General features: G+C 72.8%; 20 protein-coding genes. 8 read left to right on the forward strand and 12 right to left on the reverse strand.

Features of this window, described 5'->3' with window-relative positions:
- Window positions 1-3: 3 nt before the first annotated feature.
- Entirely contained in the window at window positions 4-531 is a 528-nt protein-coding gene (locus tag D6B71_RS22790; protein ID WP_164519651.1) for a hypothetical protein, read from the reverse strand.
- Window positions 532-636: 105 nt separating this feature from the next.
- On the opposite strand from D6B71_RS22790, the gene D6B71_RS13095 reads away from it, so the two are divergent.
- Window positions 637-1,872, forward strand: coding sequence for a lipase family protein (locus D6B71_RS13095; protein WP_121255722.1), 1,236 nt, complete (start codon window positions 637-639; stop codon window positions 1,870-1,872).
- 29 nt (window positions 1,873-1,901) lie between these two features.
- On the opposite strand, the gene D6B71_RS13100 is transcribed toward D6B71_RS13095, so the two are convergent.
- Window positions 1,902-2,198 (reverse strand): antibiotic biosynthesis monooxygenase family protein, encoded by a 297-nt coding sequence (locus D6B71_RS13100; RefSeq protein WP_121255724.1) that lies wholly within the window; start codon window positions 2,196-2,198, stop codon window positions 1,902-1,904.
- Between the two features lie 50 nt (window positions 2,199-2,248).
- Between D6B71_RS13100 and D6B71_RS13105 the strand changes: the two genes are divergently transcribed.
- Window positions 2,249-2,644, forward strand: a complete 396-nt coding sequence (locus D6B71_RS13105) for a YchJ family protein (protein ID WP_121255726.1) — start codon at window positions 2,249-2,251, stop codon at window positions 2,642-2,644.
- Window positions 2,641-3,162: a GNAT family N-acetyltransferase gene (locus D6B71_RS13110; RefSeq protein ID WP_206051737.1), complete on the forward strand. Its 522-nt coding sequence runs from the start codon at window positions 2,641-2,643 to the stop codon at window positions 3,160-3,162. The genes D6B71_RS13105 and D6B71_RS13110 overlap by 4 nt, the downstream gene beginning before the upstream one ends.
- A 75-nt stretch (window positions 3,163-3,237) precedes the next feature.
- Here the strand turns inward: D6B71_RS13110 and D6B71_RS13115 are convergent, their stop codons facing one another.
- The 10 genes from D6B71_RS13115 to D6B71_RS13160 form a co-directional block, all read right to left on the reverse strand.
- The gene (locus D6B71_RS13115) at window positions 3,238-4,431 is read right to left on the reverse strand and encodes a lipid-transfer protein (protein WP_121255728.1); all 1,194 of its coding nucleotides are present in this window, start codon (window positions 4,429-4,431) and stop codon (window positions 3,238-3,240) included.
- Window positions 4,428-4,880 (reverse strand): Zn-ribbon domain-containing OB-fold protein, encoded by a 453-nt coding sequence (locus tag D6B71_RS13120; RefSeq protein WP_121255730.1) that lies wholly within the window; start codon window positions 4,878-4,880, stop codon window positions 4,428-4,430. The genes D6B71_RS13115 and D6B71_RS13120 overlap by 4 nt, the downstream gene beginning before the upstream one ends.
- A 125-nt stretch (window positions 4,881-5,005) precedes the next feature.
- A complete protein-coding gene (gene mmsB, locus D6B71_RS13125; RefSeq protein ID WP_121255732.1) occupies window positions 5,006-6,280 on the reverse strand; it encodes a multiple monosaccharide ABC transporter permease in 1,275 nt (424 codons plus the stop codon).
- 3 nt (window positions 6,281-6,283) lie between these two features.
- On the reverse strand, window positions 6,284-7,813 hold the full coding sequence (gene mmsA / locus D6B71_RS13130) for a multiple monosaccharide ABC transporter ATP-binding protein (protein ID WP_121255734.1): 1,530 nt from the start codon (window positions 7,811-7,813) through the stop codon (window positions 6,284-6,286).
- 102 nt (window positions 7,814-7,915) lie between these two features.
- Window positions 7,916-9,007, reverse strand: a complete 1,092-nt coding sequence (chvE, locus tag D6B71_RS13135; protein WP_276311003.1) for a multiple monosaccharide ABC transporter substrate-binding protein — start codon at window positions 9,005-9,007, stop codon at window positions 7,916-7,918.
- 59 nt (window positions 9,008-9,066) lie between these two features.
- Window positions 9,067-10,584 (reverse strand): L-arabinose isomerase, encoded by a 1,518-nt coding sequence (gene araA / locus D6B71_RS13140; protein ID WP_121255736.1) that lies wholly within the window; start codon window positions 10,582-10,584, stop codon window positions 9,067-9,069.
- Complete coding sequence (locus tag D6B71_RS13145; protein ID WP_121255738.1) at window positions 10,581-11,279, reverse strand: L-ribulose-5-phosphate 4-epimerase; 699 nt, start codon at window positions 11,277-11,279, stop codon at window positions 10,581-10,583. Before D6B71_RS13145 ends, araA begins: the two co-directional genes overlap by 4 nt.
- Window positions 11,276-12,946 (reverse strand): ribulokinase, encoded by a 1,671-nt coding sequence (araB, locus tag D6B71_RS13150; RefSeq protein WP_121255740.1) that lies wholly within the window; start codon window positions 12,944-12,946, stop codon window positions 11,276-11,278. The genes D6B71_RS13145 and araB overlap by 4 nt, the downstream gene beginning before the upstream one ends.
- A 302-nt stretch (window positions 12,947-13,248) precedes the next feature.
- Complete coding sequence (locus D6B71_RS13155; protein ID WP_121255742.1) at window positions 13,249-14,262, reverse strand: LacI family DNA-binding transcriptional regulator; 1,014 nt, start codon at window positions 14,260-14,262, stop codon at window positions 13,249-13,251.
- Window positions 14,263-14,339: 77 nt separating this feature from the next.
- Window positions 14,340-15,743, reverse strand: a complete 1,404-nt coding sequence (locus tag D6B71_RS13160) for a cystathionine beta-synthase (protein WP_121255744.1) — start codon at window positions 15,741-15,743, stop codon at window positions 14,340-14,342.
- A gap of 83 nt (window positions 15,744-15,826) precedes the next feature.
- Between D6B71_RS13160 and D6B71_RS13165 the strand changes: the two genes are divergently transcribed.
- The 5 genes from D6B71_RS13165 (at window position 15,827) to D6B71_RS13185 (ending at window position 21,072) form a co-directional block, all read left to right on the forward strand.
- Complete coding sequence (locus tag D6B71_RS13165) at window positions 15,827-16,885, forward strand: SGNH/GDSL hydrolase family protein (RefSeq protein WP_121255746.1); 1,059 nt, start codon at window positions 15,827-15,829, stop codon at window positions 16,883-16,885.
- A gap of 128 nt (window positions 16,886-17,013) precedes the next feature.
- Window positions 17,014-17,817 (forward strand): ABC transporter ATP-binding protein, encoded by an 804-nt coding sequence (locus tag D6B71_RS13170; protein WP_121255748.1) that lies wholly within the window; start codon window positions 17,014-17,016, stop codon window positions 17,815-17,817.
- Window positions 17,814-19,163 (forward strand): FtsX-like permease family protein, encoded by a 1,350-nt coding sequence (locus tag D6B71_RS13175; protein ID WP_164519652.1) that lies wholly within the window; start codon window positions 17,814-17,816, stop codon window positions 19,161-19,163. The genes D6B71_RS13170 and D6B71_RS13175 overlap by 4 nt, the downstream gene beginning before the upstream one ends.
- Before the next feature lie 14 nt (window positions 19,164-19,177).
- Window positions 19,178-20,437 (forward strand): sensor histidine kinase, encoded by a 1,260-nt coding sequence (locus D6B71_RS13180; protein WP_206051738.1) that lies wholly within the window; start codon window positions 19,178-19,180, stop codon window positions 20,435-20,437.
- Window positions 20,395-21,072 carry a LuxR C-terminal-related transcriptional regulator gene (locus tag D6B71_RS13185; protein WP_121255752.1) on the forward strand — a complete coding sequence of 226 codons (678 nt, stop codon included), beginning with the start codon at window positions 20,395-20,397 and terminating at the stop codon, window positions 21,070-21,072. The genes D6B71_RS13180 and D6B71_RS13185 overlap by 43 nt, the downstream gene beginning before the upstream one ends.
- Window positions 21,073-21,128: the final 56 nt, after the last annotated feature.

Genomic DNA, 21,128 nt, shown 5'->3' on the forward strand with positions numbered 1-21,128 from the left:
ACCTCAACCGGCCGCGGCGCCCTCGCCCAGCCGCTCCTCCAGCCAGGCCCGGCGGCGGCCCAGCGCGCTCTGCAGCCGGACCACGGCCAGGCCGGTCGCCTCGATCCGGTCGGCGGCGTTGCGCAGCCTCCGGTTCATCACCACGCTCGAGAACAGGGCCTCGAACCACGCCGCGACCACCCAGTCGCCCACGGCCGTGCCGGCAGCCGAGGCCTCCGGCGCCTCCTCGACGTGCACGTCGGTGAGCCGGGCGAGCTCGGCGCGCAGGTCACCGAGGGCGAGGTCGATGGTGCGCAGCGACCGCGAGGCGTCGGCCGCCGACGCCTTCATCCGCGACCACCGGAACATCCCGCCTCCGCCGAAGGCGATCCCGGGCGCCCACCAGCGGCGCGCCTCGCGCACCGCGTCGCTCGCCTCGTTGAGCCGGTAGAGCGCGGTGCCCACCGCCTCCAGCGCCCGGTCGACCTGAGCCCGCTCCCGGCGCCACGCCTCGCGGTGTCCCTCGCCGGTCTCGCGCGTGACATCCCCCATGGCGCTGAACCCTAGCGACTGTCCCGGCGGACAGGCCGTTGCCGGTGAGGGGCGTCACACGGTTGGGTGTGGTCACCTACCCACAGGTAACGGAAAGGGAGCACCGTGCCATCAACCCGTCTCGGAACCGCGGTGGCCGCACTGGCCACCGCGATCCTGGTCCCGCTCGTCGGGGCCACCACCTCCACCGCCGCCGAGGGAGCGGCGGAGGAGACCCTGCCGCCGTTCTACCAGGCGCCGGCCACGCTGCCGCCGGCCGACGGCGACATCGTCCGCAGCGAGCCGATCCGCTATCTCCTCGACCCCGCCGGCGTCACCGACGTCGCGTTCGACTCCACCCGGATCCTCTACCGGTCGACCAACCGCACCGGCGAGCCGCACGCGGTCTCCGGCTCGGTGCTCGTGCCCGAGGCTCCGTGGATCGGCCCCGGCCGGCGGCCGGTGATCGGCTACGCGGTCGGCACCCAGGGCGTCGGCGACACCTGCGCGCCGTCGCGCCTGTTCAGCGAGAGCATCGAGTACGAGGCGCTGTTCATGGCGGGCTTGCTGGCCCGCGGCTACGCGCTGGCGGTGACCGACTACGAGGGCCTCGGCACCGCGGGCATGCACACCTACATGGACCGGGTCTCGCAGGGCCACGCCGTGCTCGACGCGGTCCGCGCCGCCCAGCGGCTGCCGGGCAGCGGGCTGACCGCGACCAGCCCGGTCGGGTTCTACGGCTACAGCCAGGGTGGCGCCGCCGCCGCCTCGGCGGCCGAGCTCGCCGCGTCGTACGCCCCCGAGCTCAAGGTGAAGGGCAGTGTCGTCGGTGCCGTCCCGGCCGACCTGACCGCGCTGCCCGGCGCCATCGACGGCAGCCTGTGGGCGGAGTTCACCTGGTTCGCGATCGCCGGGCTGTCGGCGAGCTACGACGTCGACATGGCCGGCTACCTCAACGACGCGGGCGCAAAGATGTTCGCCGAGATCTCCGACGACTGCGTCTTCGACCTGTTCAACGCCGCGTTCACCGACTCGCGCGAGTTCACCGCCGACGGGTCGAACCTCGAGGAGCTGATCGGCGTCGAACCGTTCCGTTCGATGATCGCCGACCAGCGGATCGGCCGGATCCGGCCCAGCGCGCCGGTGCTGGTCAGCCACAGCCTGCTCGACGACATCGTCCCGCACCGGGTCGGCAAGCAGCTGGCCACCGACTGGTGCGACCGCGGCGCCAAGGTGCGGTTGAGCACGAATGCGACGCCGCTGCACGTGGGCGGCATGCTCAACAACGCCACCGAGGTCTACGGGTTCTTCGAGGCCCGGTTCGCGGGGCTTCCGGCGACGTCCTCCTGCTGGCGGTTGTGAGCCGGTGACGCGTCCCGGTGGTCGAACACTCAGGCGTCGAGCACCTGCGTGAAGTGCTCGACCACCGGTAACGGCTCGTAGAAGTGGTGCAGCAGCTCGCGCCAGCGCTGGTAGTCCGGCGAGCCGCGGAACCCCTCGGTGTGATCCTCGAGGGTGTCCCACTCGACCAGCAGCAGATAGCCGCTGGGCCGCTCCACGCACCGAGAGAGCGTGAGTCGGCGGAAGCCCGGCATCGCGGCGATGATGCCGCGCGCCTCGGCGAAGGCCGCCTCGAAGTCGGCCTCCCGGCCGGGGACGACGGGGAGCAGCGCGTGTTCGATGATCACCCGGCGACCGTAGCGCCGGTGCGAGAGGGCCGCCCGCTACCGTCGCGGACGTGGACCTGCAGCCCGCCTGCCCCTGCGGCACCGAGACGACCTACGACGCCTGCTGCGGCCGGCTGCACCGCGGCGCCGACCGGGCCGAGACCGCCGAGGAGCTGATGCGCTCGCGCTACGCCGCCTACGCGGTCGGCGACGCGGCGTACGTCTTCGCCACCTGGCACCCCCGCACCCGCCCCGACGACCTCGACGGGCGCACCTGGGACCACGCCCTGCGCTGGACCGGCCTCGAGGTCGTGGACACGGTCGCCGGTGGGCCTGGCGACGACGAGGGCGTCGTGGAGTTCGTGGCCCGCTATGACTCCCCCGCCGGCCCCGGCGAGCTGCACGAGCGCTCCCGGTTCCTGCGGCGTGCCGGGCGCTGGGTCTACCTCGACGGCGACGTCTCGTGAGCGCCGGGGTGACGATCCGTGAGCGGCGTCCGACCGACGTGCCCGGGCTGGTCGAGATGCTGACCCTCCAGCAGCCGACCTCGGGCTATCCGATGCGGTGGCCGCTGCCGTTCCCGGCGGAGCAGTTCGTCGTCCGGCCCGCAGAGGAGCGCGCCTGGGTGGCCGAGCGCGACGACGGCGCCGGACCGGTCCTTCTGGGGCACGTGGCCGTGTCCCGGGTCGAGGGCGAGGGCCTCGCGGAGTTCCGGGCGGCCGGGGTCGAGGGAAGGCTGGCGGCGGTCAGCGTGCTGCTGGTCGACCCGGCGTGCCGCGGCCACGGCATCGGCGGGCGCCTGCTCGAGCACGCGGTCGCGGCGATCCGCGCCGACGGGCGGCGGCCGGTGCTCGACGTCGCCCCGGTGCACGCGGCGGCGCTGGCCCTCTACCGGCGTCGCGGCTGGCAGGAGGTCCGGCGCATCCGGCCGCCGTGGCTGCCCGCCCACCAGCCCGACGTCTGGTTGATGGTGCTGCCGGACTGACCTCGCAGCGGACCACGACCCGTCGATCGTTCCTCGCGACACGGCGTGTCTGCGGGAATCATTGACGGGTCGGCGTCAGACGCTGAGGATCACCGACGAGCCGTGGCCGAACAGCCCCTGGTTGGCGGTGATGCCGACCCGGGCCGCCTCGACCTGGCGACCCTCGGCCTGGCCGCGCAGCTGCCAGGTGACCTCGCAGACCTGCGCGAGCGCCTGCGCGGGGACGGCTTCGCCGAAACAGGCCAGCCCGCCCGAGGGGTTGACCGGGATGCGGCCGCCGATCGTGGTCTCGCCGGCCCGCAGGAGCGCCTCGGCCTCGCCGCGCTCGCACAGGCCGACGTCCTCCATCCAGTCCAGCTCAAGGGCGGTCGAGAGGTCGTAGACCTCGGCCAGGCTGACGTCCTCGGGGCCCAGCCCGGCCTCCTCGTACGCCGCGTGGGCGATCGACTCCTTGAACGTGCGGGCGGGCGGGGCGACGGCGGTGCTGGGGTCGGTGGACAGGTTCGGCATGTCCAGCACCGTGTTCGGGAAGGTGGGGGTCACCGTGGAGACCGCGCGGACCCGCACCGGCTGCGTGAGCCCGTGCCGGCGGGCGTAGTCCATGCTGGTCAGCACCACCGCTGCGGCGCCGTCGGAGGTGGCGCAGATGTCGAGCAGGTGCAGCGGGTCGGAGACGACCGCGCTGCCCAGCACGTCGTCGACGCCGACCTCCTTGCGGTAGCGCGCGTAGGGGTTGGCCAGCCCGTGCCGGGCGTTCTTCACCTTGACCCGGGCGAAGTCCTCCTGGGTCGCGCCGTAGAGGTCCATCCGGCGGCGGGCGTACATCGCGAAGTAGGCCGGGTTGGTCATGCCGAGCAGCCGGAACCGCAGCCAGTCGGGGTCGTCCCAGCGCTCGCCGGCGTTGGGCGCGAGGAAGCCCTTCGGGGTGGTGTCGGCGCCGACCACCAGCGCGACGTCGCACATGCCGGCGAGGATCCGGGCCCGGGCGGTGTCGAGGGCCTGCGCGCCGGTCGCGCAGGCGGCGTAGGAGGTGGCGACGGTGGCTCCGTTCCAGCCGAGCGCCTGGGCGAAGGTGGCGCCGGCGACGTAGCCGCCGTAGCCGTTGCGCACGGTCTCGCCGCCGACGACCAGGCCGACGTCGCGCCAGTCGACGCCCGCGTCGGCCAGCGCGGCGCGGGCGGCGTGCACGCCGTACTCGACGAAGTTGCGGCCCCACTTGCCCCAGGGGTGCATGCCTACCCCGGCGACGGCGACGTCGTTGCTGCTCACTGGTCGGTCTCCTCACCGAGCTCGGTCACGGGTTTCCAGCGCCAGATCAGCCGGTCGCCGGTCTCGTCGGCGTAGAGGGGCTCCACGACCAGCTCGGCCTCCGCGCCGACCCGCAGATCGGCGACGCCGTAGCCGGCCGCGACCTGACCGAGCACGACCAGGCCCTCGGGCAGCTCGACCGCCGCGAGCGCGAACGGCTCGTAGGGGTCGCTGGCCGGGATGTAGGGCGCGGGGGGCTGGTACTGCGCGTCGGTGTAGGACCACACGGTGCCGCGCCGGGCCAGCTCGACCTGCTCGGACTCGGTGCTCGCGCAGCCCGGGTTGCGGCAGAAGCCGCCCGTGGGCGGGAAGAACACGCTGGCGCAACCGGTGCAGCGCGAGCCCAGCAGGGCGGGCTCGGGTCCGGTGGTGAACCAGCCGTCGATGGCGGGCGTTGCCGTGGCGCTCATGCACTCCCCTGGGGACCTGGCGAACTAGAACAGGTTTCAGATTCTAGCCACAGGAAATGGACGGGACCCGACCGGCCTCGGAGGAGTTGAGGCCGGCCGGGTCCCGGTGAGGAGCCCGACGCGGGTCAGAGACGCCGTGGCGGCGCCGCGCTCGACGGACCGTCGTCGAGCTGTTCCGCGAGCTCCTCGGGGGGCGGCTGGGTGGCGTCCGGGTCCTCGGCGCCGGCCCCGCCGCTCCCGGCGGTGCGCTTCTTGTTCCACACATCGAAGGCGACCGCGAGCAGCAGGACCAGGCCCTTGATGGCCTGCTGCCAGTCGATCGACACGCCCATCAGGGACATGCCGTTGTTCAGGACGCCCATCACCAGACCACCGACGATCGCGCCGACGACCGTGCCGACGCCGCCGGTGACCGCAGCGCCGCCGATGAAGGACGCCGCGATCGCGTCGAGCTCGAAGTTCGTGCCGGCCTTCGGGTTGGCCGCGGTCAGGCGGGCGGCGGTGACCATGCCGGCGAGACCGGCGAGGAGGCCCATGTTCGTCATCACCAGGAAGTCGACCCGCTTGGTGTTGACACCCGACATCGTCGCCGCGTCGACGTTGCCGCCGATCGCGTAGACGTGCCGGCCGAAGACCGTGCGGGCCATGATGAAGCTGTAGATCGCGATGAGGGCGAACAGGATCAGGCCGACGATCGGCAGACCACGGGCGTCGGCGAGCAGGTAGGCGAACTCGAGGACCACCGCGGCGAGCACGACCTGCTTGGCCCAGAACGCCCAGACCGGGAGCACCTCGACGTTGTAGCGCTTGGACACCGACCGCTTGCGCATGTCGAGCACGACCAGCACCGCGACCACCAGCACCCCGAGGATCAGCGTGAGGTTGTGCAGGTCGGTGTCGGGGCCGACCTCGGGGAGGAAGCCGTTGCCCATCTTCTTGAAGTTCTCCGGCAGGCCACCCACGGTGGCGCCCTCGAGCACGACCAGGGTGAGGCCGCGGAAGAGCAGCATGCTCGACAGCGTCACGATGAACGCCGGGATGCCGACGTAGGCGACCCAGAAGCCGTGCCAGGCGCCGATCAGGGCGCCGAGGGCGAGGCACAGGACGATCGCGAGCAGCCAGTGCACGTCGTGCTTGGTCATCAGGATCGCCGAGACCGCACCCACGAACGCCGCCACCGAGCCGACCGAGAGGTCGATGTGGCGGGCCACGATCACGATCACCATGCCGATGGCCAGGATCAGGATGTGGGCGTTCTGGACGATCAGGTTCGACACGTTCAACGGCTTGAGCAGCACGCCGTCGGTGGTGATCTGGAACAGGATCACGATCGCCGCGAGGGCGATGATCATGCCGTACTGGCGGATGTTGCCGCGCAGCATCGTGGTCAGGGAACTCATCAGTTATCTCGCATCCGCTGTCATGTGGCGCATGAGGACCTCCTGGTCGGCGTCCTCACGGTCGAACTCGTGGGTGATCACGCCCTCGGCGAGCGTGTAGATCCGGTCGCAGAGGCCGAGGAGCTCGGGCAGCTCGGAGCTGATCACGAGGACCCCCTTCCCCTGCTGGGCGAGGCCCTGGATGATCCCGTAGATCTCGAACTTCGCCCCGACGTCGATGCCGCGGGTGGGTTCGTCGAGGATCAGGAACTGCGGTTCGGTGAACATCCACTTGCTGAGGACGACCTTCTGCTGGTTGCCGCCCGACAGCTTGCCGACGCCCGCGCGCACGCTGGGCGTCTTGATGTTGAGCCGCCGGCGGTAGTCCTCGGCGGCGACCACCTCGGCGTGCTCGTCGACGGTGATGCCCTTGCGGATCTTGTCGAGGCTCGCGGAGACGATCGAGGTCTTGATGTCGTCGAGCAGGTTCAGGCCGAGGCCCTTGCGGTCCTCGCTGACGTAGGCGATGCCGGCCTTGATCGCGTCGGACACCGAGCGCAGCTTCAGCTCCTGGCCGTCGAGCATCAGCGTGCCCTGGTGCCGGCTGCCGTAGGACCTGCCGAAGATGCTGCGGGCCAGCTCGGTGCGCCCGGCGCCCATCAGGCCGGCCAGACCGACGATCTCGCCCCGGCGCACCGTGAGGTTCGCGTCGCGGATCACCGCGCGCGTGTGGTCCTGGGGGTGCATGACCGACCAGTTGCGCGCCTCGAAGAGCACGTCGCCGATCTGCGGGGTGTGGTCGGGGAACCGGTGCTCCAGGTCGCGCCCGACCATGCCCCGGATGATCCGGTCCTCGTTGACCTCGCCACCGCGCACGTCGAGGGTCTCGATCGTCTTGCCGTCGCGCAGGATCGTGATCGCGTCGGCGACCTGGGCGATCTCGTTCAGCTTGTGGCTGATCATGATCGAGGTCATCCCCTTGCCCTGCAGGCCCTTGAGCAGGTCGAGCAGGTGGCGGGAGTCGTCGTCGTTCAGCGCGGCGGTCGGCTCGTCGAGGATCAGCAGCTTGACGTCCTTGCTGAGGGCCTTGGCGATCTCGACCAGCTGCTGCTTGCCGACACCGAGGTCCTTGATCCGGGTCAGCGGGTTCTCGCGCAGCCCGACCCGCGCCATCAGCTCGATGGCCCGGTGGTTCGCGAGGTTCCAGTCGATGACGCCGCGCCGCACGGTCTCGTTGCCGAGGAAGATGTTCTCGGCGATCGAGAGCTCGGGGATCAGCGCCAGCTCCTGGTGGATGATCGCGATGCCGGCCGCCTCGCTCTGCCGGATGTTGGAGAACTCGACCTCGGCGTTCTCGTAGAAGATCTCGCCTTCGTAGCTGCCGTGCGGGTAGACCCCGCTCAGCACCTTCATCAGCGTGGACTTGCCGGCCCCGTTCTCGCCGCAGATGGCGTGGATCGCGCCGCGCTCGACGACGAGGTTGACGTCCGAGAGCGCGAGGACGCCGGGGAACCTCTTGGTGATCGAGCGCATCTCCAGGATCGGCTGCGCCATGGGCCTACCCCTTCTCCGGCCCGGGGGCCGAGGTCATGGGGCGGACCCGGGTCCCCCGGGCCCGCCCCCACGGCCGCGGTCGCGACCGTGCGTGTGGTGGTGTTACTTGAGCTCGTCCTCGGTGTAGTAGCCCGAGTCGACCAGCACGGACTGGACGTCGTCCTTCTCCACCGTGACCGGGTCGAGCAGGTAGGACGGCACGACCTTCACGCCGTTGTCGTAGGTCTCGGTGTCGTTGACCTCGGGCTCCTCGCCCTCACCCAGCGCCTTGATCATGTCGACGGTGACCGCCGCGAGCTCGCGGGTGTCCTTGAAGATCGTGGAGTACTGCTCGCCCGCGAGGATCGACTTCACCGACTGCACCTCGGCGTCCTGACCGCTGACGATCGGCAGGGCCTTGCCGCCGCCGCCGTAGCCGTTGCCCTGGAGCGCGGCGATGATGCCGAGCGACAGGCCGTCGTAGGGCGAGAGCACGCCCTCCACGGTCTCACTGGAGTAGGTGTTGGTGAGGATGTCCTCCATGCGCCGCTGCGCAGTGGCCGGGTCCCAACGCAGGATCGCCGCCTGGTCGAAGTCGGTCTGGCCGGAGGGCACCACGATGTCGCCGGAGTCGATCATCGGCTGGAGCACCGACATCGCGCCCTCCCAGAAGAAGGTGGCGTTGTTGTCGTCGGGCGAGCCGGCGAACAGCTCGACGTTGTACGGCGGCTTGCCGGACTCCTCGAGGCCCTTGACCAGCGACTCGGCCTGCAGCACGCCGACCTGGAAGTTGTCGAAGGTCGTGTAGTAGTCGACCGCGTCGGAGTCGCGGATCAGCCGGTCGTAGCTGATGATGTCGATGTCCGCGGCCTCCGCGTTGGCCAGCACCTCGCCGAGCGCGGTGCCGTCGATCGCGGCGATGACCAGGGTGTCGACCTCCTTGGTCACCATGTTCTCGACCTGGGAGACCTGGGTCGGGATGTCGTCCTCGGCGTACTGCAGGTCGACCGTGTAGCCCTCGGCCTCCAGCTGCTCCTTGATGTTGTTGCCGTCGGCGATCCAGCGCTCCGAGGACTTCGTCGGCATCGCGACACCGATCGTGCCCTTGTCGCCGCCGCCGTCGCTGCCGCCGCCGTTGCTGTCGTCGTCCCCGCCGCACGCGGCCAGGGTCAGCGCAAGGCTTCCTGCGGCGATGGTCGTGAGTAGCTTGCGCACGTACCTTCTCCATTCGTTCCTGGACCGGGTAGCTCCCGGCCCGTCCTGCCAGTGGTCTCTCAGAACCCCTGAGCCAATCGGTGGTAGGCCGCGTTCCACCGGAGCTCCTTGCGCAGCGAGCGGATGGTGGTCGAGGCGTCGACGAGCACCAGCTCGGTGCGCGTCATCTCCGCGAGGTCCTCGAGGTGCTCGCTGGTGAGCGCGGAGGAGAGCACCGTGTGGTGCGGTCCGCCGGCCATCAGCCAGGCCTCGGTGGAGGTGCGGAGGTTCGGGGCCGGTCGCCAGACTGCGCGGGCGACCGGGAGGTTGGGCAGCGGCTCGTCGGGGGCGACGACCTCCACCTCGTTGGCGACGAAGCGGAACCGCTCGCCGAGGTCGGCCAGGCCCAGCACGACGGCGGGGCCGGGGGTGGCGTCGAAGACCAGCCGGACCGGGTCCTCACGGTCGCCGATCGACAGCGGGTGGATCTCCAGGCTGGGTCGGGCCACCGCGATGCTCGGGCAGACCTCGAGCATGTGGGCGCCGAGGATCAGCTCCTCGCCGGGGACCAGGTGGTAGGTGTAGTCCTCCATGAACGAGGTGCCGCCGGGCAGGCCGGCCGCCATCGTCTTCAGGGTGCGACCCAGCACCGCGGTCTTCCAGTCGCCCTCGCCGCCGAAGCCGTAGCCGTCGGCCATCAGCCGCTGCACGGCCAGGCCGGGCAGCTGGCGCAGGCCGCCGAGGTCCTCGAAGTTCGTGGTGAACGCCCCGAAGCCGCCCTCGGTCAGGAACGACCGCAGGCCGAGCTCGATGCGGGCGCCGTAGCGCAGCGAGTCGTGGCGCTCGGCGCCGGGCAGCAGCTCGGGCGCCACGACGTAGGAGTCGGCGTACTCCGCCACCAGCGCGTCGACGTCGGCGTCGGCGACCTGGTCGACCACGGCCACCAGGTCGTTGACGCCCCAGGTGTTCACCGAGACGCCGAACCGGCGCTCGGCCTCGACCTTGTCGCCCTCGGTGACCGCGACGTTGCGCATGTTGTCGCCGAAGCGGGCCAGCTTCATCGTCGACATCTCGGCCCGGCCGATCGCGGCCCGGGCCCAGACGCCGACCCGGCGGGCGACCTCGGGGTCGGCGACGTGGCCGGCGATGGTCTTGCGGACCACGCCCATCCGGGTCTGCACGGCCGCGAACTCGCGGTCGCCGTGCGCGGCCTGGTTGAGGTTCATGAAGTCCATGTCGATCTCGGCCCACGGCAGCGCCTGGTTCGCCTGCGTGTGCAGGTGGAGCAGTGGCTTGCGGAGGGCGTCGAGGCCGGTGATCCACATCTTCGCCGGGCTGAACGTGTGCATCCAGGCGATCACACCGAGGCAGCTGTCGTCGGCGCTCGCCTCCTGCAGGGTCCGGCGGATCGCGTCGGTGCCGGTCAGGACCGGCTTGGCCACGACCGGCACCGGCAGCTCGGGCGAGGCGTCCAGTGCGGCGACGATCTGGCCGGACTGGGCGGCCACCTGGTCGAGGACCTCGGGGCCGTAGAGGTGCTGGCTCCCGGTGAGGAACCAGATCCGACCCTGCTGTGTGCCGTGCTGACCGGTGCTCACGCGTGCCCTCCTCGGGCCGGCACGCCCTGGTGCTGGCCGTAGACGTTCTGGTAGCGGTCGAAGAGGGAGTCGATGTGCTCCTGCGCGATCGGCAGCGGCTCCCCGAGCTGCCGGCTGATGTGGATGGTGCGGGCGACGTCCTCGACCATGACCGCGGCCTTGACCGCCGCGCGGGCGTCCTTGCCGACGGTGAACGGCCCGTGGTTCTGCATCAGGACGGCCGGCGAGCGGCTGGAGCGCAGCGTGTCGACGATGCCCTGGCCGATCGAGTCGTCACCGATCAGCGCGAACGGTCCGATCGGGACCTCGCCGCCGAACTCGTCGGCGATCATCGTCAGCACGCACGGGATCGGCTCGCCGCGGGCCGCCCAGGCGGTGGCGTACGTCGAGTGGGTGTGCACGACGCCGCCGACCTCGGGCAGGTGCCGGTAGACGTAGGCGTGCGCGGCGGTGTCGGAGCTGGGGGCGTGCTCGCCCTCGACCAGGTTGCCGTCGAGGTCGCAGACCACCATGTTGTCGGGGGTGAGCTCGTCGTAGGACACGCCGGAGGGCTTGATCACCATCAGGTCGTGGCCGGGCACCCGGGCCGAGACGTTGCCGGCCGTCCACACGACCAGGCCATAGCGGGTGAGCTCGGAGTGGAGCTCGGCGACCTCCTCGCGGAGCCGGCTGATGCTGGCGCGTCGGGAGCTCATGCCCCACCTCCTGCCAGCGCCTCGCGCCGGATCGTCTTGAGCCGGTGCATCGCGCTCTCGGCCCGGCCGAAGTGGTCGTGCAGCGCGCGGTACTCGGCGTAGAGGGCGTCGTAGGCCTTCACGTTCTCGGGGATCGGGGTGTAGGAGCCCCGGTCGACGCCGCCCATCGCCGCGGCGGCCGCGTGGACGTCGGGGTGGACGCCGGCCGCGACCGCGGCGTGGATCGCCGAGCCGAGCGCCGGGCCCTGGGTCGAGCGGATCGTCGAGAGCGGCAGGTTCAGCACGTCCGCGTAGACCTGCATGAGGAACGGGTTGCGCAGCAGGCCGCCCGCGACCACGAACTCCTCCACCGGCACGCCTGCCGCCTGGAAGGTCTCGACGATGACGCGCGTGCCGAACGCGGTCGACTCCAGCAGCGCACGGTAGATCTCCTCGGGTCGGGTGGTCAGGGTCAGGCCCAGCACCAGCCCGCTGAGCTCGTGGTCGACCAGCACCGAGCGGTTGCCGGAGTGCCAGTCGAGCGCGATCAGGCCGTGCGCGCCGACCGGCTGCGCCGCTGCCTTCTCGGTGAGCAGCTCGTGCAGGGAGAGTCCGCGCTCGGCGGCCTCCTCGGCGTACGCCTGCGGGACCGAGGTGGTGACGAACCAGTTGAAGATGTCGCCGACGCCGGACTGGCCGGCCTCGTAGCCCCACAGTCGCGGCACGATGCCGCCGTCGACCGCGCCGCACATGCCGGGCACCTCGCGCAGGGTGTCCCCGTTCATGATGTGGCAGGTGGAGGTGCCCATGATCGCGACCATCTGGCCGGGCTCGGTGGCCTGCGCGGCGGGGGCGGTGACGTGGGCGTCGACGTTGCCGACGGCGACCACGGTGCCCTCGGGCAGACCGGTCCAGGCGGCCGCCTCGGCGGTGAGCCGCCCGGCGGGCGCGCCCAGCTCGCCGATCGGGTGCTCGAGCTTGTCGGTGACGAAGCCGGCGAAGGCGGGGTTCAGCTCGGCGAGGAAGTCGCGGGAGGGGTAGGTGCCGTCCTGGTAGATGCCCTTGTAGCCGGCGGTGCAGGCGTTGCGGAGGTACTCCCCGCACAGCTGCCACACGATCCAGTCGGCGGCCTCGACCCAGCGGTCCATGGCCGCGTAGACCTCCGGGGCCTCCTCGAGCAGCTGGAGGCCCTTGGCGAACTCCCACTCCGAGGAGATGAGCCCGCCGTAGCGGGCCAGCCAGGGCGCTCCGCGCCGCTCGGCCAGGGCGTTGATCCGGTCGGCGTGCGGCTGCGCGGCGTGGTGCTTCCACAGCTTGACGAACGCGTGGGGCTCATCGGCGAACTGCGGCAGCTCGCACAGCGGGGTGCCGTCGGCGGTGGTCGGCACCATCGTGCAGGCGGTGAAGTCGGTGGCGATGCCGACGACGTCGGCCGGGTCGACGCCCGCGGCGGCGAGCGCCTCGGGCACGGCGTGGCGCAGCACCGAGACGTAGTCGGCCGGCACCTGCAGCGCCCAGTCGGGCCCGAGCCGGCGCCCCGACGGCAGCACGGTGTCGAGCACCGCGTGCTCGTACTCGTGGGTGGCGGAGCCGAGCTCGGCACCGTCGCTGGTCCGCACCACGACGGCGCGTCCGGAGAGCGTGCCGAAGTCGACACCCACCACCAGCGGAGACTTCTCGGGAGCCATCTGAGGCCTGCCCTTCACGGTCCGGCGTCACCCACCAATGTGAGCGCTCACAGCAACCGAGTGTGAGCGCTCACAAACGCCCCCGTCAAGCAACTTCACGGAAACGTGACCGACCCAGTTTGTTCACATCGCGGCTCAGCGGGACCGCCGATCTGCGACGTCGCAGGTCAACGCTGTTTGGCACGATCCAAGGCGCGCCGGCGCCAAGCGGAAGGACTCGGAAGCAAGGTAACGGCCGGCCGGACGCACTCGGGCCCTAACCGGGAAGATCCGGGCACAACGACCCTATGGCCGACGGCTGCTCAGCTCGCCCACCTGGCCGTGGAGGCCCGCACCACCAACTGCGTCGGCACCAGGTCGACCACCGGCCCGACCTCGCCGGCCAGCGCGCGGGTCACCAGCGACATCGAGCGCCGGCCCAGCTCGCCGAAGTCCTGGCGCACGCTGGTCAGCGGCGGGTCGAAGTAGACCGACTCGGCCAGGTCGTCGAAGCCGACGACGCTGACGTCGGCCGGGACCCGCCGCCCCGCCTCCCGCAGGGCGGCCATCAGCCCCATCGCCATCTGGTCGTTGGCGGTGAACACGGCCGTCACCTCGCGCTCGCGAGCCAGCGCGCTGCCCGCGGCGAAGCCGCTGTCGGCGGACCAGTCGCCACCCCACCGCAGCGGCGGCACCGGCCGGCCCCACTCCTCCAGCTCGGTGCGCCACCCCTCGATGCGGGCCGCGGTCTGGGCCCACCCGGGCGGCCCGGCGACGTGGGTGACCGTGTGGTGCCCCAGCTCGAGCAGGTGCCGGGTCGCCAACCGCGCCCCCTGCACGTTGTCGACCGCCACGCTGAGCGGGGTGCGGGACGGGTCGCCCTCCACCACGACCACCGGCACGCCGAGCTCGACCTGCTGCACGAAGCGGACCACGGAGTCGTGCGGAAGCAGCAGCACGACCGCCTCGACCCCCTGCTCGAGCAGCTCGTCGACCGCCTCCCGCACGTCGTCGATGACCAGGTCGCGGATCGCCACGGTGGTCAGCCGGAAGCCGGCCTCGCGGGCAGCCAGATCGAGCTGGAGCTGGGTCTGCTGGGGGCCGAAGTGGCTGGTTCCCCAGGTGGCCACCCCGACCAGCCCGGACCGGCGCGACGCCAGCAGCCGTGCCGAGCGGTTCCTCCGGTAGCCGAGCTCCGCGATCGCCTGCTGGACCCGCAGCGCGGTCTCCTCCCGCACCCCCGGCAGGTCGTTGAGCACCCGCGAAACCGTCTGGTGCGAGACTCCCGCGCGAGCCGCCACGTCGGCCATCGTGGGCTGACGGGCCGGGCTGCGCATGTCCGCAGCCTACGCAGCACCGGGCCGCGTCGCGGGCGGGACCCGCGGGCGGTCACCGGACCCGCGACTGCGGACCGTCAGCCGCGGGCGAGGTAGCCGAGCAGGTCCTGGCGGGTCAGCACGCCCACCGGCTTGCCGTCCTCGTGCACCAGGACGGCGTCGGCCTGCTCGAGCAGCCGCACCGCCGCCTTGGCGTCCTCGCTGGAGCCGATCGTCGGCAGCGGCGGCGACATGTGTGCCTCGACCCGGTCGGTCAGCGACGCGGCGCCCTGATAGAGCGCGTCGAGCAGGGCCCGCTCGGACACCGAGCCGGTGACCTCCGCGGCGACCACCGGCGGCTCGGCACGGACCACCGGCATCTGGCTCACGCCGTACTCGGAGAGGATGGCGACGGCCTCGGCGATGGTCTCGCCCGGGTGGGTGTGCACCAGATCGGGCAGCCGGCCGTCCTTGCCGCGCAGCACCTCGCCGACGGTCTGCACGGCCGCCTCGGCACCGTCGACCCGGAAGCCGTACTGGCCCAGCCAGTCGTCGTTGAACAGCTTGGTGAGGTAGCCGCGGCCCGAATCGGGCAGCAGCACCACGATCACCGCGTCGGTGCGTCCCTCGGCAGCCAGCTCGGCGGCGAGCTGCTTGGCGGCGAAGGCGGCCATGCCCGACGAGCCGCCCACGAGCAGCGCCTCTTCGCGGGCGAGCCGGCGGGTGAACGCGAACGAGTCGGCGTCGGAGACCTCGATCACCCGGTCGGCGATGTCGCGGTCGTAGGTCTCGGGCCAGAAGTCCTCGCCGACGCCCTCCACCAGGTAGGGGCGTCCGGTGCCGCCGGAGTAGACCGAGCCGGCCGGGTCGGCACCGATCACCTGGATGGCCGGGTTCTGCTCCTTGAGGTAGCGCCCGACGCCGCTGATCGTGCCGCCGGTGCCCATGCCGGTGACGAAGTGCGTGATCCGGCCCTCGGTCTGGCGCCAGATCTCCGGCCCGGTGGTCTCGTAGTGCGAGCGCGGGTTGTGGGGGTTGGAGTACTGGTCGGGCTTCCAGGCGCCCGGCTGCGAGGCGAGCCGGTCGGAGACGTTGTAGTAGGAGTCCGGGTGCTCGGGCTCGACGGCGGTCGGGCAGACCACGACCTCGGCGCCATAGGCGCGCAGCACGTTGCGCTTGTCCTCGCTGACCTTGTCGGGGCAGACGAACACGCAGCGGTAGCCCTTGGCCTGGGCCACCATCGCCAGGCCGACCCCGGTGTTGCCCGAGGTGGGCTCCACGATCGTGCCGCCGGGCTGGAGGGCGCCGGAGGCCTCGGCCGCCTCGATCATCCGGGTGGCGATCCGGTCCTTCACCGACCCGCCGGGGTTGAGGTACTCGACCTTGGCGAGCACCAGCGGGCCGGACGCCCCGGTCTCGGGGTTCAGGTCGTCCAGCGTGCGCGAGAGGCGCAGCAGCGGAGTGTTGCCGATCAGGTCGAGGAGCGAGTTCACGTACTGCACGGGCCCAAACTACGGGTGGCGACCGTCACCCGCGAAACCCCGCTCTCTCACCCTCATGGGTGGCGCTCCGTAGAGTGAGGCGCGTGGGGAAAGCTGCAGCCGCCCGGAAGCTCGCGTCCGCCGCTGCGTACGGCGGCGGCGGTGTCTCGGCGCTCGGCGCCGCGCTCTACGGGGTGATGCGCGTCGAGGCGACGTTGGCCCGCAAGACGATCGGCGATCCGCGCGACGAGCCGCCGCCGGACTGCACCGGGTGGTACGGCCGCGGCCGGCCCGGTCCGGCGTTCAAGGTCGCGCTGCTGGGCGACTCCAGCGCGGCCGGCTACGGCGTGGAGCGGGTGCAGGACACCCCCGGCTCCCTGCTGGCCAGCGGTCTGGCCGAGCGGGCCGACCGGCGGGTCTATCTGCGCAGCTTCGCGGTGGTCGGCGCGCAGTCCTCCGACCTGGCCGCCCAGATCGACCGCGCGCTGCCGATCGAGCCCGACATCGCGGTGATCCTCGTCGGCGGCAACGACGTCACCCACACGGTGCTCCCCTCGGCCTCGGTCCGCCACCTCCAGGAGGGGGTACGCCGGCTGCGCGAGGCCGGCGTCGAGGTGCTGGTCGGCACCTGCCCCGACCTCGGCACGATCAAGCCGATCGCCCCGCCGCTCAAGCAGGTGGCCCGCACCTGGTCGCGCCGGCTGGCCGCGGGGCAGACGATCGCGGTGCTCGAGGAGGGCGGCCGGACCGTGTCGCTCGGCTCGATCCTCGGCCCCGAGTTCGCCGCGGCCCCGGCGCTGCTCTTCGGGCCCGACCAGTTCCACCCCTCGGCCGAGGGCTACCGCTCGCTCGCGGCCGTGCTGCTGCCCTCGGCGCTGGCCGCGCTGGGGCAGATCCCCGAGGACGAGGCGCGCCCCGAGGCGCTGCGCGGAGAGGGCGTGCTGCCGATCACGAAGGCCGCGATCCAGGCGGTCAACCAGCCCGGCACCGAGCTCGACGGCACCGAGGTGGGCGGCGCCCGGTTCGGGGTGCGCGGGCTGTGGGTCGAGCTGCGGCACCGCCGGCGGCACCCGCAGGCGGCGGGCGAGGCCCCCGACGAGGGCGACGAGAGCCCCGGCGACGACGCCGACGGCCTCTCGCCCACCGGGACCGCGGACGACTGAGCTCGAGCCGAGCTGCCGGGTGGTGGGTCCAGGCCCACCCCCGGTCGGCGGTCTGGGCCCCTCGTGGCCGGGCACCCGCGCTGGAAGCGTCGGAGTCGACACAGCGCCGACTCCCAGGAGTATCCACGATGTCCCTCTCCATCCCCTCCGTCCCGCCTACGCAGGCCCCCGCCCTGGCGCTGCACGGCCTGGCCCGCACCTACGGCGACGGCGCAGCGGCCGTGCACGCCCTCGCCGGGCTGGACCTGACGTTCCACCGCGGCACCTTCACCGCCGTGATGGGCCCCTCGGGCTCCGGCAAGACGACCTTGCTCACCTGCGCGGCCGGCCTCGAGCGGCCCACCGCGGGCCGGGTGCTGGTCGACGGCACCGACGTCACCGAGTGGGCCGACGACGAGCGCACCCGCTTCCGGCGCGACCACCTCGGGTTCGTGTTCCAGTCGTTCCAGCTGATGCCCTACCTCACCGCCGAGCAGAACGTCGCCCTGCCGGTGCGGCTGAGCGGGCGGCGCCCGGACCGCGACCGGGTGCAGGCGCTGCTCGCCCGGGTCGGCCTCGCGGACCGGGCCGGGCACCTGCCGGCTCAGCTCTCCGGCGGCCAGCAGCAGCGCGTCGCGTTGGCCCGGGCCCTGGTCACCGAGCCGAGCGTGGTGCTCGCCGACGAGCCGACCGGAGCCCTCGACAGTCGCAGCGCCCGCGGCGTCCTGGAGCTGCTGCGATCCATCGTCGACCGCCCCGTCTCCGGTCGGGCTCAGACGGTCGTCATGGTCACCCACGACCCCGTCGCCGCGGCGTACGCCGACAGCGTGGCCTTCCTCGTCGACGGCCGGGTGGCCGGCCAGATGGCCTCCCCCAGCGCCGACGCCGTCGCCGGTCAGCTCGCACACCTCGACCAGCTGGTCGCCGCCTCCCGGCAGGGGGCGGCGTCGTGATCGGCCTGGCCCTGCGGTCGGTGCGGCACCGCGCCGACGCGTTCGCGGCGACCTTCGTGACCCTGCTGCTGGGGACCACGCTGATGGGCTCGTTCGCGACGCTGGCGGAGACCGCGACCGGCCCGGTGTCGGAGCTGGACGCGGAGACGCTGACGGTCATGGGACTGGTCGTCGGCGCCTGGGGCACGGTGATCGTGCTGTTCGCGACCGCGAGCACCGTCGGCATCGCCGTCGGCCAGCGGACCACGGAGGTGGCGACGCTGCGCACCATCGGCGCCACCCCGCGCCAGGCCCGCCGGCTGGTGCGCCTGGAGACCCTCACGGTCGCGCTCGCGGCGGCGCTGGGCGGGGCCGCGCTGGCGGGTATCGGTGGCCGGCTGCTGCTGGCGATGGTCCGCGACGGCGGCCTGGTCGCCGACGACGTGCGCTTCGGCGGCGGCCCGCGCTCCCTCGGCGGCGTCGCCCTCGTCGTGGTGGCGACCAGCCTGGTCGCGGCCGGTGTGGCGGCGCGGCGGACCACCCGGGGTCCGGTCCGGGAGGCCCTCGCTTCGGCCGACGTGGAGCGGTCGCGGCTGCCGCGGTGGCGGGTCGCGCTGGCCGTGCTGCTCGTCGGCTACGGGGCCGCGATGGCGGTGGTGACCGTGACGGTCACCGCCGACGCGGAGGACCCCTATGCCGCGATGCAGACCAGCGGGGCGGCGGGGATCGTGGTCGCGGTCGGCCTGGCGCTGGTGGCGGCGCCGCTGCTGCGTGGCTGCTCGGTGCCGTTGCGGTGGCTCGGCCGGGGCACCTGGGCACAGCTGGCGGGCCAGCACCTGCGGCACCGCGCCCGGCTGCTGGCGGGGCTGCTCGGCCCCGTGATCGTGCTGACCAGCGCCGCGACCAGCATCCTGACGATCCTCGGCATCGACGACCGCACCCGCCGGGCCGCCGGGGTGCCCGCGGAGGAGGCCCAGACCATCAACCTGCTCAACCTGGTGGTGGTCGGCATGATCGTGGTGTTCGCGGCGATCCTCGTGGTCAGCTCGACCGTGGCCCTGTTGGCGCACCGGCGCCCGGAGCTGGTCCTCCTCTGGCGGCTCGGTGCCACGCCGGACCAGGTGCGCGCCGCCGTCGTCGCCGAGTCCCTGGTCGTGGCGGTCGTCGGGGTACTGCTGGGGTCGCTGGCGGCGCTGGTCACGGTGGTGCCGTTCTCGGTGGCCCGCGACGAGGGGCTCGTCCCCGACGGTCAGCTGTGGTTGCCGCCGCTGGTCGTCGCCGCCGCCGTCACCCTGACCGTGCTGGCCGCCCGCACCGCGCTGCGCCGGACGATGCTCGACGGCACCATTGCGGTGCCCGCCCGATGACAGACTGGGCGCCGATGCCGAGCCTGCTCGCCCCGATCACGACCGTGCACCCCGCGCCGGTCGACCAGGTCGCGCTGGTGGAGCGGCTGCGACTGACCCTGGTCAGCGCCGGGCAGTTCCTCTTGTTCGTGCCCGCGCTGGTGCTCTTCGTGCTGACGGTCGTCGCGGTGCCGACGGGGCCGGCCGGGGTCGGGTTCGTGCTCGCCGCCGGGGTGGTGCCGGCGACCGCGCTGCTGGCCTCCTGGCACCGCCGCCTGGCCGGCGGGCTGCTCGGCGAGCCGGTGCCGGCGGGGTACGCCGACACCGCGGGCCGCGGCCTGCTGGGGCGTCCTCTCGTGTGGCTGCGCGACGGCAACCGTTGGCGCGACGTCGGCTTCCTCGCCTACTCGACGACCGGCGGGGCGATCCTGTCGGCGCTGCCGCCGCTGCTGTTGCTGACGCCCGTCGTCCACCTGGCCGGCCTGCTGATCGACCCCGGCCGGGTGTGGGCGCTGACCTTCGGCCTGAGCCTGGTCTGCCCACTGGTCTGGTGGCTGGTCACGCCGCCGCTGGTGCGCGCGCGGACGCTGGCCGACCGCGCGATCCTGGGCCACTCTCTGGTCGCGCAGCTGGAGCGACGGGTCGCGCAGGTGGCGGCGACCCGCACCGAGGCCCTCGACGCGAACGCTGCCGAGGTGCGCCGCATCGAGCGCGACCTGCACGACGGCGCGCAGGCCAGGATCGCCGCGGTCGGCATGAACGTCGGCCTGGCGGAGAAGCTGATCGCCAGCGACCCCGCGGCCGCGGCCGAGCTGCTGCGCGAGGCCCGCGAGACCACGGTCTCGGCCCTGGAGGACCTCCGGTCGGTCGTGCGCGGCATCCACCCGCCGGTGCTGGCCGACCGTGGTCTGCCGGGTGCGGTGGAGGCCCTCGCGCTGTCGATCCCGTTGCCGGTGACGCTCGCGCTCGACGTGCCGGAGTCGCTGCCCGCCCCGGTGGAGTCGGCGGCGTACTTCGCGGTCGCGGAGTGCCTGGCCAACACCGTCAAGCACGCCGCGGCCTCCCGGGCCTGGGTGTCCGGGGCGCACCAGGACGAGCGGCTGCGACTGGTGGTCGGGGACGACGGCGTCGGGGGCGCCGACCCGGCCGGCTCCGGGCTGGCCGGCGTGGCCCGGCGACTGGCCGCGTTCGATGGCAGCATGACCGTGTCCAGCCCCGCCGGCGGTCCCACCGTCGTGACCCTGGAGGTGCCGTGCCCGACGACCCCGACGTCCCCGGGCTCCGCGCCGTCGTAGCCGAGGACCAGGCCCTCCTCCGGGTCGGCCTGACCCGGATCCTCGAGGCCGGCGACATCACGGTCATCGAGGCGGTCGACGACGCCCCGTCGCTGGATCGGGCCCTGGCCCGCCCCGACGTCGACGTCGCGATCGTCGACGTCCGGATGCCGCCCACCCACACCACCGAGGGGCTGCGGTCGGCGGTCGCCGCACGCGCCGCCAGGCCGGGCCTCCCGGTCCTGGTGCTGAGTCAGTACGTCGAGCCGCTCTACGCCCGCGACCTGCTGGCCGGCGGCACCGGAGCGGTCGGCTACCTGCTCAAGGACCGCGTCGCCGACGTCGACGTCTTCCTCGCCGCGGTCCGTCAGGTCGCAGCGGGCGGCACGGTGCTCGACCCCGAGGTGGTGGCCGGGCTGGTGAGCGGCTCCGGGCGCCACCGCCCGCTGCAGCGGCTCACGCCCCGGGAGCGGGAGGTCCTGGAGCTGATGGCCCAGGGCCGCTCCAACGCCGCGATCGCCGAGCGGCTCGTGGTCACCGAGAAGGCCGTCGGCAAGCACATCGGCAACATCCTCACCAAGCTCGACCTGCCCCCGGCCGGCGACGACAACCGCCGGGTGCTCGCGGTGCTCGCCTGGCTCGACGGCGAGGGCTGACCTCGAACACGACGAAGGGGCCCCGGATCGCTCCGGGGCCCCTCGCGGTGTGCGGC

It is taken from the genome of Nocardioides ferulae (assembly GCF_003660455.1).
Lineage (GTDB): Bacteria > Actinomycetota > Actinomycetes > Propionibacteriales > Nocardioidaceae > Nocardioides > Nocardioides ferulae.